Annotated in this window: 13 protein-coding genes and 1 tRNA gene; 7 read left to right on the top strand and 7 right to left on the bottom strand. The window is 64.1% G+C overall.

Features of this window, described 5'->3' with window-relative positions:
* Nucleotides 1–21: 21 nt before the first annotated feature.
* Nucleotides 22–1,248, top strand: coding sequence for an RtcB family protein (locus IQ25_RS17995; protein ID WP_144907665.1), 1,227 nt, complete (start codon nt 22–24; stop codon nt 1,246–1,248).
* A gap of 42 nt (nt 1,249–1,290) precedes the next feature.
* A complete protein-coding gene (gene rtcA / locus IQ25_RS17990) occupies nt 1,291–2,304 on the top strand; it encodes an RNA 3'-terminal phosphate cyclase (protein ID WP_144907664.1) in 1,014 nt (337 codons plus the stop codon).
* 22 nt (nt 2,305–2,326) lie between these two features.
* On the opposite strand, the gene IQ25_RS17985 is transcribed toward rtcA, so the two are convergent.
* From IQ25_RS17985 to IQ25_RS17975, 3 genes are all read right to left on the bottom strand, one after another.
* Nucleotides 2,327–3,088 (bottom strand): ABC transporter permease, encoded by a 762-nt coding sequence (locus IQ25_RS17985; protein WP_144907663.1) that lies wholly within the window; start codon nt 3,086–3,088, stop codon nt 2,327–2,329.
* Nucleotides 3,085–4,029 carry an ABC transporter ATP-binding protein gene (locus tag IQ25_RS17980; RefSeq protein ID WP_144907662.1) on the bottom strand — a complete coding sequence of 315 codons (945 nt, stop codon included), beginning with the start codon at nt 4,027–4,029 and terminating at the stop codon, nt 3,085–3,087. Before IQ25_RS17980 ends, IQ25_RS17985 begins: the two co-directional genes overlap by 4 nt.
* Nucleotides 4,030–4,188: 159 nt before the next feature.
* Nucleotides 4,189–4,279: transfer RNA gene (locus IQ25_RS17975), tRNA-Ser, on the bottom strand.
* Nucleotides 4,280–4,354: 75 nt separating this feature from the next.
* Here IQ25_RS17975 and IQ25_RS17970 point away from each other — a divergent pair.
* The 3 genes from IQ25_RS17970 (at nt 4,355) to IQ25_RS17960 (ending at nt 6,849) form a co-directional block, all read left to right on the top strand.
* Nucleotides 4,355–5,344, top strand: coding sequence for a peptidylprolyl isomerase (locus IQ25_RS17970; protein WP_144907661.1), 990 nt, complete (start codon nt 4,355–4,357; stop codon nt 5,342–5,344).
* Nucleotides 5,341–5,661: a DUF1905 domain-containing protein gene (locus IQ25_RS17965; RefSeq protein WP_144907660.1), complete on the top strand. Its 321-nt coding sequence runs from the start codon at nt 5,341–5,343 to the stop codon at nt 5,659–5,661. The genes IQ25_RS17970 and IQ25_RS17965 overlap by 4 nt, the downstream gene beginning before the upstream one ends.
* Before the next feature lie 153 nt (nt 5,662–5,814).
* On the top strand, nt 5,815–6,849 hold the full coding sequence (locus IQ25_RS17960) for an oxidoreductase (RefSeq protein WP_144907659.1): 1,035 nt from the start codon (nt 5,815–5,817) through the stop codon (nt 6,847–6,849).
* 235 nt (nt 6,850–7,084) lie between these two features.
* Here IQ25_RS17960 and IQ25_RS17955 read toward each other — a convergent pair whose 3' ends face one another.
* The 4 genes from IQ25_RS17955 to dapA form a co-directional block, all read right to left on the bottom strand.
* Nucleotides 7,085–9,517 (bottom strand): hybrid sensor histidine kinase/response regulator, encoded by a 2,433-nt coding sequence (locus IQ25_RS17955; protein ID WP_144907658.1) that lies wholly within the window; start codon nt 9,515–9,517, stop codon nt 7,085–7,087.
* The gene (locus IQ25_RS17950) at nt 9,517–10,077 is read right to left on the bottom strand and encodes a DUF2062 domain-containing protein (RefSeq protein ID WP_144907657.1); all 561 of its coding nucleotides are present in this window, start codon (nt 10,075–10,077) and stop codon (nt 9,517–9,519) included. Before IQ25_RS17950 ends, IQ25_RS17955 begins: the two co-directional genes overlap by 1 nt.
* Before the next feature lie 107 nt (nt 10,078–10,184).
* Entirely contained in the window at nt 10,185–10,667 is a 483-nt protein-coding gene (gene smpB / locus IQ25_RS17945; protein WP_144907656.1) for an SsrA-binding protein SmpB, read from the bottom strand.
* A gap of 73 nt (nt 10,668–10,740) precedes the next feature.
* Nucleotides 10,741–11,622 carry a 4-hydroxy-tetrahydrodipicolinate synthase gene (dapA, locus tag IQ25_RS17940; protein WP_144907655.1) on the bottom strand — a complete coding sequence of 294 codons (882 nt, stop codon included), beginning with the start codon at nt 11,620–11,622 and terminating at the stop codon, nt 10,741–10,743.
* A gap of 100 nt (nt 11,623–11,722) precedes the next feature.
* Here dapA and IQ25_RS17935 point away from each other — a divergent pair, with 100 nt between their 5' ends.
* Together IQ25_RS17935 and IQ25_RS17930 are read left to right on the top strand one after the other, a co-directional pair.
* Entirely contained in the window at nt 11,723–13,741 is a 2,019-nt protein-coding gene (locus IQ25_RS17935) for a lytic transglycosylase domain-containing protein (RefSeq protein ID WP_144907654.1), read from the top strand.
* 131 nt (nt 13,742–13,872) lie between these two features.
* Nucleotides 13,873–14,101: transposase (locus IQ25_RS17930; RefSeq protein ID WP_144907653.1), on the top strand; the 229-nt coding region annotated here is incomplete at its 3' end.

Here is a 14,101-nt window from a genome sequence, read left to right as displayed (position 1 = left end):
ACACAACACAGGAGGTCCAGAGTGGCCGATACGACTTTCGAATTCCAGCATGTGCCCGGGGGCGTGCCAATCAAGATGTGGACGCGCGGTGTGCCTGTCGAGGACGAGGCGCGAGCGCAACTCATGCGGGCTGCACAGATGCCGTTCATCTTCAAGCATGTCGCGGCCATGCCTGACGTTCACGTCGGCATTGGCGCAACCGTAGGCTCGGTGATCCCGACCAGAGGCGCCGTCATTCCGGCTGCAGTCGGAGTGGACATCGGCTGCGGCATGATGGCAGCCCGCACTTCGCTGATGGCGCATGACCTCCCCGACAGTCTTGATGGCATCCGCTCGGCGATCGAGCAGGCCGTGCCGCATGGGCGTAGTGTCGGGCGCGGGCAGCGTGATCACGGCTCTTGGGGCTCGCCCCCACCCGCGATCGTCGAAGCCTGGGCCACGCTCGTGGCCCGCTTCGATGTGATATGCGCAAAGTTCCCGCGACTGAAGAACACAAACAACCTCACGCACCTCGGCACGCTCGGCACGGGCAACCACTTCATTGAGTTGTGCCTTGATCAGCAAGCGCGCGTCTGGGTCATGCTGCATTCCGGTTCGCGCGGGGTCGGCAATGCCATTGGCACGTTCTTCATCGAACTTGCCAAGCAGGACATGCGCAAGTGGCATATCAACCTGCCAGATCAGGACCTCGCCTACTTCCCGGAAGGTACCGACCACTTCGACGACTATGTCGAAGCTGTTGGCTGGGCGCAGGATTTTGCTGCGCTCAACCGGCGCATGATGATGATCAACGTCATCGCCGCATTGCGGGCAAAGATCGCCAAGCCGTTCGAGGCAGAGATGGAAGCGGTGAACTGCCATCACAACTACGTGACGCGTGAGCACCACTTCGGCGAGAACGTGCTTGTCACCCGCAAGGGGGCGGTGCGCGCGGCCAAGGGCGTGCTGGGGATCATCCCGGGTTCGATGGGGGCAAAGAGCTTCATCGTGCGCGGGCTGGGCAACCCGGAAAGCTTCGACAGCTGCAGCCATGGCGCGGGCCGCGTGATGAGCCGCACCCAGGCCAAGAAGCTGGTCTCGCTCGACGAGCATATCGCCGATACCGCGGGCGTGGAATGCCGCAAGGACGCTGGCGTGATCGACGAGACGCCCCGCGCCTACAAGCCGATCGAAGACGTGATGGCCGCACAGGCCGATCTCGTCGAGATCGTGCATACACTGAAGCAGGTGGTCTGCGTGAAGGGGTGATTCCCCTCACCCAGACTCGATGTCCCACTGATTGGCAGAAAAATGATCACTATCGACGGTTCGGAAGGCGAAGGCGGAGGGCAGATGGTGCGCAATTCCTGCGCGCTGTCGCTTGTTACTGGCGAGCCTTTCCGCATCACCAGCATCCGCGCCAAGCGGTCGAAGCCGGGGCTGATGCGTCAGCATGTCACGGCGGTCGAGGCCGCCGCGGCGATCTCGGGGTCAGAATGCACAGGCCTGGCGGTAGGCAGTCCAGAGCTGACGTTTCGTCCGGGCCGAACCGTCCCCGGCGAATATCACTTTGCGGTGGGAACAGCGGGCTCGACGGGCCTCGTATTGCAGACCGTGCTGTTGCCGCTTGCGCTGGCAAACGGCCCTTCGCGCCTCGTGCTCGAAGGCGGCACGCACAACATGCTGGCGCCGCCGTTCGAGTTCATCGAGCGCACGTTCCTGCCGATCATCAACCGGATGGGGCCGCAAGTCTCTGCGCGTCTGGTCCGTCACGGCTTCTTCCCACGCGGTGGCGGCAGGATCGAAGTGGATATAACGCCAGCGCCGCTGGCACCGCTGGATTGCACCACGCGGGGGCAGGCCCTTGGCGTCTCCGCCACGGCTCTCTTCTCGGCACTTCCGGGCGAGATCGCAGAGCGAATGCTCGCTCGGACGCGGCGCGATCTTGCCGATTGGCCGGAGGACGCGTTTCGCCTTCATCAGGTTCCAGCGGACCAAGGGCCCGGCATCATTCTTCTGCTCGAAGCGCGCTATGCCAACATTACCGAGATCGTGAGCGCATTCGGCCAGCTTGGCGTCACGGCAGAACGTCTCGCGAAGACTTCCGCAGCGCGCATCCAAGGCTATGCTGACGCGTCAGCGTTCGCAGGCCCGTACCTTGCCGATCAGCTTGTGCTGCCGTTCGTACTTGCTTCAGGCGGCGCGTTCACCACGGTAAAGCCAAGCCAGCATCTGCTCACGGCGATCGACATTGCCAGGACCTTCACGGGTCGCCGCATCGAAATCAGCAGGGAGAGTGGCGATCATCTGATCTCGGTCGGCTGATCAACGCAACCTGGCGCCCGCTTCAGGTGCGCAGACGCCAGCCCGTCTTGAAGATCCACGCGATGATCGCCACCCACAGCGCCATGAACGCCACGATCATCGAGAGACTGAGGCCGACACCGACGTCCGACTGCCCATAGAACGACCAGCGGAAGCCATTCACCAGATAGACGATCGGGTTGAACATGGTCACCGTCTGCCACGTCGGCGGAAGCATCTTGATGGAGTAGAATGTACCACCCAGGAACGTCAGCGGCGTGATGATCATGATCGGAACGACCTGAAGCTTCTCGAAACCGTCGGCCCATAGTCCGAGGATGAACCCGAAGAGGCTGAAACTTATCGAAATGAGAATCAGGAACGCAGCAGCCCAGAACGGGTGGACAATCTCAATGGGCACGAACAGCCGTGCCGTCGCCAGAATGATCAGGCCGAGTATCACCGACTTTGTCGCTGCCGCACCGACATAGCCCATAAGCGCTTCGAACGCGGAAACCGGTGCCGAGAGCAATTCATAGATCGTGCCAGTAAATCGCGGGAGATAGATACCGAAAGACGCGTTCGAAACGCTCTCGGTGAGCAGCGCCAGCATGATCAGGCCAGGCACGATGAACGCCCCGTAGCTGACATTGTCGATCGTCTCCATCCGTGATCCGATCGCCGATCCGAACACGATGAAGTAGAGCGACGTGGATATCACCGGCGCGGCAAGGCTCTGGAACAATGTCCGGAGTGTCCGCCCCAGTTCGAACGCGTAGATCGCGCGCACCGCATGGAAGTTCATGCCTGCTTCTCCACGAGACCGACAAATATCTCTTCGAGCGATGATCGCGCGGTGTCCACCGACCGGAAATCGATGCCTGCGGCGAAAAGCCGTTTGATCAGGTCCGCCGCTCCGGCTGCCCCATCGCCCTCGCCGGTCAGGGTAAGCACCAGCGATGCACCATCCTCCGTCAGCGCCAGCCCTTCATCGGCCAACTCGGGGGGCAACGTGTCGAGTGGCGCGGCAAGACCAACTGTCACGCGCGTCCGGCCGAGCCGTTCCATAAGCGCGTGCTTCTCGTCGATCAGGATAATCTTTCCTCCGTCGATCACGCCAATGCGATCGGCCATCTCTTCGGCTTCCTCGATATAATGTGTCGTCAGGATAATGGTGACGCCCCTTTCGCGCAGTCGGCGCACCATGTCCCACATGTCGCGGCGCAACTCGACATCGACCCCGGCAGTAGGCTCGTCGAGAAACAGGATCGTCGGCTCATGCGACAGCGCCTTGGCGATCAGGACGCGCCGCTTCATGCCGCCGGAAAGCCCGGCAATCTTGCTGTGACGCTTGTCCCACAGCGAAAGGTCGCGCAGGATTTGCTCGACGAGTGCATGATCGCGCGGCTTGCCAAACAGGCCCCGGCTGAAATTGACCGTATGCCAAACGGTCTCGAACATGTCGGTCGAAAGCTCTTGGGGAACCAGCCCGATCTTGGCCCGCGCCGCGCGATAATCCCGCGCGATATCATGGCCATCAGCGATCACCGTACCGCCCGTTGCGCGGACAAGCCCGCAAACGATGCCGATCAGTGTCGTCTTGCCCGCGCCATTTGGGCCGAGCAGCGCAAAAATCTCACCACGAAAGATCTCGAGATCGACGGACTTGAGCGCGTGGAAGCCACCTTGATAGATCTTGTCGAGACCAACGATGGAGACGATCGGTTCGGGAGTTTGGGATGCCATGGAAGCTAAGTGGTGCGGATAAAGACTTTATGCCACCCCATAACTCTCTGAACATGAATCGCCGCCCGGCCTGCCAGCCCAGACTGCCTGAATCTTAAGGAACGATCGGTCCCTCAAGAACAGCGAAGCGAGGCGGTCAATCGCCGCGTGGAGCGGCAGTGGCGGAGCGGGAGGGATTCGAACCCTCGATACGCTTTTGACGTATACTCACTTTCCAGGCGAGCGCCTTCGACCACTCGGCCACCGCTCCGCATTGCTCTGGAAGGGGCCCCCTAGCGGCATGTCATGGCTTTCGCAAGGCGTCGGTTCCTGCAATGATCAAGTAATGTCGATCTTCGCCTTTCTCGCCGCCGCCGCGGCTTCGCCCGCTCCCGCAACGCCGGCACTTTCGCCCGGCGAGATCGTCGCGGCAGCGCCCGTGTCCGACTGGACGCCCATCTCGGCCGAAGATCTGCTGGTGATGGACCTCGCGCCCGATGCTGCTGGCAAGGCGCGCCGCGTGGTGATCCAGTTGTTGCCCGATCCCTTCTCGCAAGGCTGGGTCGGCAATGTCCGCACGCTTGCGGCCACACACTGGTGGGACGGGCTTTCGGTCTATCGCGTGCAGGACAACTGGGTGGCGCAGTGGGGCGATGGCGAAGGTGAGGACAGGCTGAAGGCAAAGCCCCTGCCCGCGGGCCTCGCCCGCGTGCCGCAGGAGCGCTACGTGCTGCGCCCCGAAGGGCCTGAACGCAGCGCCACCCATGAGGAGCTCGACACCTGGCTTGCCACGATCGAAGGCACACATGGCGCGTGGCACGCGCTGACCGACAAAGGTGCCGCGATCAAGGATACCGATCCTTACGCCGACGAAACCTTCTTCTATCGTGGCTGGCCTCTCGCTGCCTCGCGCAAGGGACCAAGTGCATGGCCGGTGCACTGCTATGCCAGCATTGGCGTGGCTCGCGACGAACCGCCTGACACCGGAACCGGGGCCGAACTCTATGCCGTGATCGGCCATGCCCCCCGACAGCTTGACCGCAATCTTGCGGTGATCGGGCGCGTGATCGAAGGGATCTCGTACCTCTCGTCCCTGCCACGCGGGGCCGCGCCGATGGGTGTCTATAGCGATCCGGCCGCGCGTACGCCGATCCTTTCGGTCCACTCCGCTGCCGAAGTGCCAGACCTACCTGCGTACGAATATCTCTCGACCGAAAGCCCCTCCTTCCGCCGCTATGCCGATGCGAGCGCCAACCATCGCGAGCCGTTCTACGTCCAGCCTGCCGGCGGAATCGACATCTGCAATCTCAAGGTCCCGGTGCGCCGACGCGAATGAGCGACGATGCTTATGCGACGACGACAACGCTCTGGCGCTGGTCCGGCGGGGCCAACGGGGGCGACTGGTTCTTCGTCACGGTGGATGGCGAAGTGGGCGAAGCGCTCAGCGCAACGGCGCTGATGCACCGCCTCGAAACCGGCCGCCGCGCGGGCTGGGGATCGGTCAAGGTGACGGTGCAGGTTGGCGAAACCGAATGGCGCACCTCGGCATTCCCCAGCAAGGAGCGCGGCTGGATGGTTCCGATCAAGGCCTCCGTGCGCAAGGCAGAGGGGTTGATCGAAGGTGAAGCCTTTGCACTCCAACTGAAATTCTGAAGGTTAAGTTGGTCGCAAATTCGATGGCGCCGGAACCCTCCCCGCTGCGGCTACTCGCAAGTCTCGCTCCCCTCCCTTGAGGGAGGGGTTGGGGGTGGGTGATCAACGATTGCGGTGCCATACGACAGAACAGCCACGCTCAAGGATTCTCTCGTGCCCCACAACGTCGCCCTCATCGGCTATGGCTATGCCGGAAAGACCTTCCACGCCCCGTTGATCCTGGCCGAACCCGGCCTGCGCCTTACCGCCGTCGTCTCCAGCGATCCGGCCAAAGTCCATGCCGACCTGCCCAAAATGCGCGTCGAAGCCGATATCGCCACCGTGCTTGCCGACCCGGCGATTGATCTCGTCGTCATCGCCACGCCGAACGACAGCCACGCTCCCCTCGCCCACGCCGCAGTCGCGGCAGACAAGGCGGTGGTCGTGGACAAGCCCCTTGCCCTCACCCTTCAAGATGCCCGCCTCATCGCCGCGCACGCCGCAGAAAAGGGCACCCTGCTCAGCGTCTTCCACAATCGCCGCTGGGACGGCGATTTCCTCACCATCGCCAACGCGATCGAACAAGGCGTGATCGGCAAGGTCGCCCACTTCGAAAGCCACTTCGACCGCTTCCGACCCGTGGTGCGCGATCGCTGGCGCGAGAACCCCGGCCCCGGCAGCGGCGTCTGGGCCGATCTCGGGCCGCACCTGGTCGACCAGGTGCTCTGCCTGTTCGGCCAGCCAACCCGCGTGATCGCCAGCCTTGGCGCCTTGCGCGATGGGGCGCGGACTGACGACTGGGCGCATGTCGTGCTCGAATTTCCCGACATGCGCTGTGTCCTTCACGCAGGAATGCTCGTGGCTGGCGGCTCCCCCCGCTTCATCGTCCACGGGAGTGAAGGCAGCCTGATCAAGCACGGCCTCGATCCGCAGGAGGCGCAATTGCTCGAAGGCCTGCGCCCCGGCGCGCCGGATTGGGGCCAAGAGGATACTCCCCTCACCCGCTACGAGGCCGAGGGGCAAACCCATCCACTCACCGTCCATCCGGGCGACTATCCCGCCTTTTACGCCGGTATCGCGATGGCACTTGATGGAGCGCCACTCGCCGTCACTGCGGAGCAGGCGCTGGCGGTGATGGCCGTGGTCGAAGCCGCCACCGAATCCGCGCGCACCGGGACGGCTCAACCGGTTCCACCATTCCGGTTGTAAATCACCTGTCCTACACCCCAGGTTGCAAGGCAGGCTCCGCAACGCTCCTTGAACCGTCAATCGCTCGTGCTTTACCGGGCACCAAGCCTTCGCCCTTCGTGCATCCGGCGCGCAGGCTTGGGTCAGCCATTCACCCGAATGTGAAACCTGCGGTTAGAGCGCCCGAAAACCACCCCGAAGTTTTCTCTCAGGACAGTGTAAACCCCGTAAACCCTTGTTCACATATGTGAACGAATTACCGCCCGCGCAGCACCATTTCTACCGCGTCGCAGATCTGCTGAACCGAGAACGGCTTAGCCAGGAAGTGCATGTTGGGAATGTCGATCTCGCGCCGCAACTGCTCCTCGGCATAGCCCGACATGAACAGGAATGGCAGTTCGGGGCGCAGGTTTCGGATTTCGCGAGCCATGGCCGGGCCATCCATCGTCGGCATGACCACGTCGGACACGACGAGATCGAAGCTGCCCTTGCCGATCGCTTCAAGCCCCTCCTCTCCATCAGCCGCTGTCGTCACCTCATAACCCTGCCGCACCAGCGCGCGTTCGGCCACCGCACGGACGGTGTCCTCGTCCTCGACCAACAGGATGCGCCCACCGCCCGACCATTCGCGCTTGGGCTCAGCCGTGGCCCGCACTGTCGGCGCGGGCTCGGCGGCGTCGGGGACGTGGACCGGCAGGTAGATGCTGAAGCGGGTGAACTTGCCGACCTCGCTCTCGGCAAAGATGAACCCGCCCGATTGCTTGACGATGCCATAGACCGTCGACAGGCCGAGGCCGGTGCCCTTGCCCTTTTCCTTCGTGGTGAAGAACGGCTCGAAGATCTTGCCGATCTGCGTGGGCTTGATGCCGTGGCCGTTGTCCTCCACCACCAGCGCGGTGTAATCACCCACCGGCAGGATCTCGCTCTTCATTGCGCGCACGTCGGCTGCGGTTATCCGCCGGGTCATCAGCTTGACCACGCCGCCGCCCTTGGCCCCAACCGCCGCCAGCTTGTCGTTGATCGCATCGCGCGCGTTGACGGCAAGGTTAAGGAGGACCTGTTCGAGCTGGGTCGGGTCGGCCCGGACGAAGCCGAGATCGCGGTCGTGCGTGACCTCAAGCGTGATCTTCTCGCCGATCAGCCGCTTCAGCAGCGCGGATACTTCGGCGACAACGTCTGGCAGCTGCAGCACTTGCGGGCGCAGGGTCTGCTGGCGCGAGAAGGCAAGCAACTGCCGCGTCAGAGAAGCTGCACGGTTCGAGTTCGCCTTGACCTGCTGGATGTCGTCATAGTCGCTGTCGCCCGGCGTGTGGCGCATCAGCATGAGGTCGCAATAGCCGATGATCGCGGTCAGCACATTGTTGAAATCGTGCGCGACGCCGCCAGCGAGCTGGCCGACCGCCTGCATCTTGGTGGCCTGCGCAATCTCGCGCTTGAGCCGAGTCTCCTCGGACGAGTCCTTGAGGCTGAGCAGCACCGCCCCCTCGCCCAGTCCGCGCACGCCGGCGAGGCTGAGCGAGACCGGCTCGTCCGGCGCTGCGCGAAGCCGCACGGCCACGTCGCCCGCCGTCGCCTGCCCTTGCGCATAGCGGCGCACCGCATCGAGCAGCGCGCCCTTGTCCTCCTTGATCACGAGGTCGGATGGATAAGGCGGCGGAATCCTGTCCTCGTGCCCGGCGGCGCGCAAGAACGCGGCGTTGGCAAAGAGGAAGCGGCCGTCGCGGTCGGTCATGGCAAGGCCGAGCGGCAGGCGCGCGAGCAGCGCCTCGATCTGGGGCAGCCCTGCGCTCACCTCGCCAACGCCGCCCTGGCTATCAATCAGCAGAAACAGCGAGGCGGTGCGCGCCGGGTCGATGTTGGCGATGCCGTCGGGGTCGGCCACGGGCAGGTGGACCAGCTTGACCGGCGTGCCCTTGCGACCCTCGCGGGCATAGAAGATGCGGTCGCTCTCGTCGCTGACAAGGTAGGACACGAAGTCCGCGCCGGTCAGGTCCTGCGTGGGCGAGCCGGTAGCGCGCTGGGCGAAGGCGGTGTTGGCCGCAACGATCGCACCGTCGGGCGCGACGACTGCCGACTGCAGCCCCTCGCGCGACAAGGCCCGCCCGAGCTTTCCACCGATATGTCCGGCCATGTCGGCCACGAGATCGTGGGTGACGACGGGCAGGAACCGCCAGACGAGAAAGTCCTCGCCCCGCCCTGCCCGCGACAGTTCGGCGCGCCACGTGCCCTGCGTGGATGCCAGTCCTTCCGCCGATGCCGTGCCATCGCGCCATGCGGCCCGGGTGGCGGCTTCGAGCAGTTCGGTGGAGGCACGCTCCAGCGGCAGGCGCGGCGGAGCGGCGGCAGGGCCGAACCACTCACCCATCAACGCATTGGCGCAGACCAGCCGTCCGGCGCGGTCGGTGATCGCGATGCCCACATCGCTGCGTTCGATCGCGGCATTGGTGACCGACCAGTCCGGAACAGCGAACTCGGCTTCCGCCGCGACTTGCGGCGACCGGAAGGCGAGCCGCAGCGCCGCTCCGATCACGCCAACGCCGCCGACGAAACCTGCGACCAGCAAAGGCTGGCCCGAAACCGTCCACAGCACGCCTGCGCTCGCCAGCACGGCCCCGCCAAGCATCAGCCAGTCACGCAGCGGCGCGGGCGCGTCAGTCGCGGTCGCCGCCTCGCTGCCGGAACCGACCATCAGTCAGGGAAATCGCGTGCTGCGGCGCGCGCCTTGCGCACCTTGCGCTTATGTGCCGTCCACCAGCGCCAGCCGAGCGCGGAGATGACATAACCGAGGGCTGCTGCAATCACGGAGATCAGGAACAGCCCGATGATCAGCGAGGGTGCGGCGTCGGAGCCCAGCCAGGCCAGCCATTCGCCCAGCCCCGCACCCTTGGTCATCAAGGCGTGGACAGTGGAGAAATCGGCGTGAAAACCGAAGCTGTTACCGACCGCGATCGCGCCGGGGAGAAACACGAACAGCGTGGTCGGCGGGATCGAGATGAAGGTCATCAGCACGGCGAGCGGGATGTTGCCCCGGCACGGCACGCACATCAAGGCCGCGCCGACGATCTGTACGCCCGGGATCAGCGCGAAGATTCCGATGAACAGGCCGGCCGCCACGCCGCGCGGCACCGAGCGGCGGGTAAAACGCCAAAGTTCATGGCGCGCGGCGAGCGGACGGGCGAAGCGGTTCTGCTCCATCTGCTCACGCGTCGGCATGTTTGCCCGCGCCCAGTTGACGATCCTGTCGAACATCGCCTGCTAGTTCTACCCGTTTCCCGTCCGCCCCGCCACGGGACATCAGATCGCAACTAGACCGGATTTCCTTGCCGGTCGGTGAAGTGCATCACCGCTGAGGTGACTTACCCGTGATCTTTCATGATCCGGGCCTTGTCCCGTTTCCAGTCGCGGTCCTTGATGGTGGCACGCTTGTCGGCCACGTTCTTGCCCTTGGCCAGCGCGAGTTCGACCTTGGCGCGGCCACGGCTGTTGAAATAGATCGACAGCGGCACGAGCGTCATGCCCTTGCGCTCAACGGCGCCGGTAAACTTTGCGATCTGGCGTTCTTTCAACAGCAGCTTGCGCGGGCGCTTGGGTACGTGGTTGAAGCGGTTGCCGTGGCTGAATTCCGGCACGTTGGAATTGACCAGCCAGACCTCGCCGTTCTTCACCTCGGCGTAACTCTCGGCAATCGAGCCTTCACCGAAGCGCAGCGATTTCACCTCGGTGCCGGTCAAGCAGATGCCCGCCTCGTACTTCTCCTCGATGAAGTACTCGAACCGCGCCTTGCGATTCTCGGCGACGACTTTGGTCTTGTCGAATTCAGGATGTACGGGACGTGCCATGGTCCCGCTCATGTAGGCGCTGCCCCGGCAAAGCGAAAGTGGGACTTCTCACTTTGTCGGGGCAGACCTGTTTTCAGATCAGCCCGGCATGCTCCAGCGCGGCATCGACCTTGGCGCGGGCTTCGGGGCTGGCGGGCACGAGCGGCAGGCGCAGCTCGTCGTTGATGCCCTCGAACACACGGCTCAGCGCGTACTTCAGCGGCGCGGGCGAGGCATCCGAGAACATCGCGTAGTGCAGCGGGTAAAGCTTGTCGTTCAGCTCGCGCGCCTTTTCGAGATCGTTGGCGGCGCAGGCTGCCTGGAACTCGGCGCAGAGCTTCGGCGCGACGTTTGCCGTCACCGAAATGCAGCCGACCGCGCCCGCTGCGTTGGCGGGGAGCGCCAGTTCATCGTCGCCCGAAAGCTGGCAGAAGTGCTTGCCGATGCCCATGCGGTGGTCGGTCACGCGGCTGAGGTCACCGCTGGCGTCCTTGATCGCGACGATCCTGTCAGGATAGCGCTTGGCGAGTTCGCACACTGTCTCGGGCAGGATGTCGGTGACGGTGCGGCCGGGCACGTTGTAGAGCACGATCGGCAGGTCGTTGTGCTCGGCTAGGTAGCTGAAGTGGGCGATGATGCCCGCCTGGCTCGGCCGGTTGTAGTACGGCGCGACGCAGAGCGCGGCCGAAGCACCGCACTTCTTGGAGAAGTTCATGTGCAGCAGCGCGTTCATCGTGTCGTTGCTGCCGCAGCCTGCGATGACCGGCACGCGGCCGGCGGCCTGCTCGACGCAGACTTCGATCACGCGGTGGTGCTCGGCGTTGGACAGGGTCGATGCCTCGCCGGTGGTGCCGCAGGGGACGAGCGCGGACGAGCCGTTCTCGATCTGCCAGTCGACCAGGCGGCGAAAAGCTTTCTCGTCAAACGCTCCATCGCGAAAAGGAGTCACAAGAGCCGGAATGGAGCCGGAAAACATGGACAATATCCCTCAATTTATCCCATAGTCGTGTTCGGCTTACGACGAGCCGAACCCTGCGGGGGTCTGTTCAGCGCCTGATAAGGAGCCGCTCCATAGTATGTCCGGCATGGACGTGAAAGCCTTGATGTTGCGATGGGGTCTTGCGGGGGTACTGCTGCAGACAGTTGCCGCGTCGAGCGCGGTGCACGCAAGCGGCACAGATGGTGCGGACGGTTCCGACTGGGACCGGGCGCGGGCCAATCTGGTCGCCGGTCAAGGCGGGCCGATGATGGCGGCGGTGGATCGGTGGAAGCTTCTGTCGAGTTCCAACCGCTTCGGCTTTTCCGATTATTCGAGCTTCGTGCTGTCCTATCCGGGCTTCCCGGACGAGGAGAAGCTGCGCCGCTATGCCGAGCTTTCGCTGGAGCGGGACTTTGCCGATCCTTCGCGGCTTGTTGCCTATTTCAGCCAGAAGCCGCCGCTGACCAATCTTGGCCGCGCGCAATATGCGCTGGCGTTGACGCAGCTTGGCCGCCCCGAAGCGCGTGAAGCGGCACGGACCGCGTGGCGCGGCGGGGCGATGACGGATGCGGCGGAAACCGCGCTGTTCTCTGCTTGGGGCACGAGCTTTACGCTTGACGATCACGATGCACGGATGGACGCGCTGCTGTGGGCAGGCGCGGTGGATCAGGCGGCGCGGCAGATCGTTTGGATCAGCCCAGCTCGCAAGGCGATAGACGGCGCGCGGCTGGCAGCGATGCAGGGTGGCGATCCCTATGTGCTGCTGGCGGGCGTGCCTGCGCAGCAGTTCAACGCCGATCCGGGCTTCATCTTCCAGCGCGTGCGGCAGTTGCGCAAAGGCGGACAGGGTGCTGCCGCGCGCGATCTGCTGGCCAACCGCCCCTTGTTGGCGCGGAAGCCGCTCGATCAGGCCAAGTGGGTCGAGGAACTGCTGGTCAATGCGCGGGGTGCGGCAACATCGGGTGACGCGCGCACGGCCATGCGGATTGCCGCCGGGATCGACGATGCCTTCGCTCCCGGCGAGGATATCAGCGCCCGCGCCTATGACTTGCGTGACGATTACACCTCGCTGATGTGGCTCGGTGGCACGCAAGGCTATTTCAACACCGGCGATTATGCCGGCGCAGCGCCGCTGTTCTGGCGTTATGGTGCGGCCGCACGGACGCCGGGGACGCGATCGAAGGGCTTCTACTGGGCTGGCAAGGCGGCGGCGCGCGCCGGTCAGCAGGCCGAAGCTAGGCGCTATTTCGAGATGGCGGCGCAGTATGGCGACCAGTTCTACGGACTGCTCGCTCTGGAGCGGCTTGGCCGCCCGGTGCCGCAATTTGCCACCGACTCTTCGGTCCAGCCCTCGCCTGACGAGCGCAGCCGGTTCTACAGCCAGCCGCTGACACTGGCCGTGCGGGAGGTCGCCCGCAATGGCGACTGGAAGACGACAATCCGGTTCTTCAAGGAAGTGGCCGAGCAGCAGCAGACCGAGGCGCAGCACATGATGGTGGCGAACCTTGCGCGTGAGCTGGGTCGGCGCGATCTGGGTGTGATCGTGGGGCAGGCAGCGGCGGCGCGCGGCTACCTCGATTTTCAGCACATCGCCTTCCCGCTGATCCCGGTGCCGCCGGGCTATGAGGCCAAGTGGACCGGCATTCACGCGATCAGCCGTCAGGAAAGCCAGTTCGCGCAGAACGCAGTCAGCCATGCCGGCGCGCGGGGCCTGATGCAGCTGATGCCGGGGACGGCCAACGAGCAGGCGGGCAAGCTGGGGCTGTCGTACAACGCCTCGGCGCTGACGCAGGATGCGGGGTACAATATCCAGCTCGGCTCGGGCTATTTCGCGCGGATGCTGGATTATTATCGCGGATCGTGGCCGCTGGCCGTGGCTGCCTATAACGCTGGCCCCGGCAACGTGAACAAGTTCCTGCGCGCCAACGGCGACCCGCGCAATGGGGGGATCGACTGGGTGGAATGGATCGAGAAGATCCCGCTTTCCGAAACCCGCAACTACGTCCAGCGCGTGCTGGAAAACGCGGTGGTCTATGAGGCGATGAACCCGCAGTACGCCAGCTATCGGGGGAGCAACCCGATGAGCTACTTTATTGGCAAGCGGGAGCCGGGGTGATTCTATAGTGGTTTGTGATTTCACCGTGAGAGCCTGATCCGAAACTAAGTTGAGTGGTATCAGTGGGTTAGCTTGACGCGAGCCCAAGTCGTTGATTCAGGTGGTTTTGCGAAGACTACCGGAGATCAAGGATGTGGACCGACACCACTCGGGCGCAGTATGCCCGCGCGGACTTGGCTTTGCCAAGTGATTTGACCGACGCCGAATGGGCGCTGCTTGAGCCGTTTTTGCCACCGCCGTCGCATGTGGGCCGTCCGCGCAAATGGCCGCTCAGGCGAATTGTCGAGGCGATCCTGTATCTGTTGCGCGGCGGTCTGCCATGGCGGATGCTACCACCGTGCTTTCCGCCAGTCTCGACAG

Origin of the sequence: Novosphingobium taihuense (assembly GCF_007830315.1) — a bacterium.
Classification (GTDB): domain Bacteria; phylum Pseudomonadota; class Alphaproteobacteria; order Sphingomonadales; family Sphingomonadaceae; genus Novosphingobium; species Novosphingobium taihuense.
The sequence above is the reverse complement of the archived record's forward strand: the minus strand, read 5'-3'. Positions and strand labels throughout refer to the sequence as shown.

Bases quoted from the DNA above. Each gene is read 5' to 3' on its own strand.
- dapA (WP_144907655.1), bottom strand. From the start codon at position 11,622: ATGTTTTCCGGCTCCATTCCGGCTCTTGTGACTCCTTTTCGCGATGGA.
- smpB (WP_144907656.1), bottom strand. From the start codon at position 10,667: ATGGCACGTCCCGTACATCCTGAATTCGACAAGACCAAAGTCGTCGCC.
- rtcA (WP_144907664.1), top strand. From the start codon at position 1,291: ATGATCACTATCGACGGTTCGGAAGGCGAAGGCGGAGGGCAGATGGTG.
- IQ25_RS17970 (WP_144907661.1), top strand. From the start codon at position 4,355: ATGTCGATCTTCGCCTTTCTCGCCGCCGCCGCGGCTTCGCCCGCTCCC.
- IQ25_RS17955 (WP_144907658.1), bottom strand. From the start codon at position 9,517: ATGGTCGGTTCCGGCAGCGAGGCGGCGACCGCGACTGACGCGCCCGCG.
- IQ25_RS17950 (WP_144907657.1), bottom strand. From the start codon at position 10,077: ATGTTCGACAGGATCGTCAACTGGGCGCGGGCAAACATGCCGACGCGT.
- IQ25_RS17985 (WP_144907663.1), bottom strand. From the start codon at position 3,088: ATGAACTTCCATGCGGTGCGCGCGATCTACGCGTTCGAACTGGGGCGG.
- IQ25_RS17980 (WP_144907662.1), bottom strand. From the start codon at position 4,029: ATGGCATCCCAAACTCCCGAACCGATCGTCTCCATCGTTGGTCTCGAC.
- IQ25_RS17965 (WP_144907660.1), top strand. From the start codon at position 5,341: ATGAGCGACGATGCTTATGCGACGACGACAACGCTCTGGCGCTGGTCC.
- IQ25_RS17935 (WP_144907654.1), top strand. From the start codon at position 11,723: ATGTCCGGCATGGACGTGAAAGCCTTGATGTTGCGATGGGGTCTTGCG.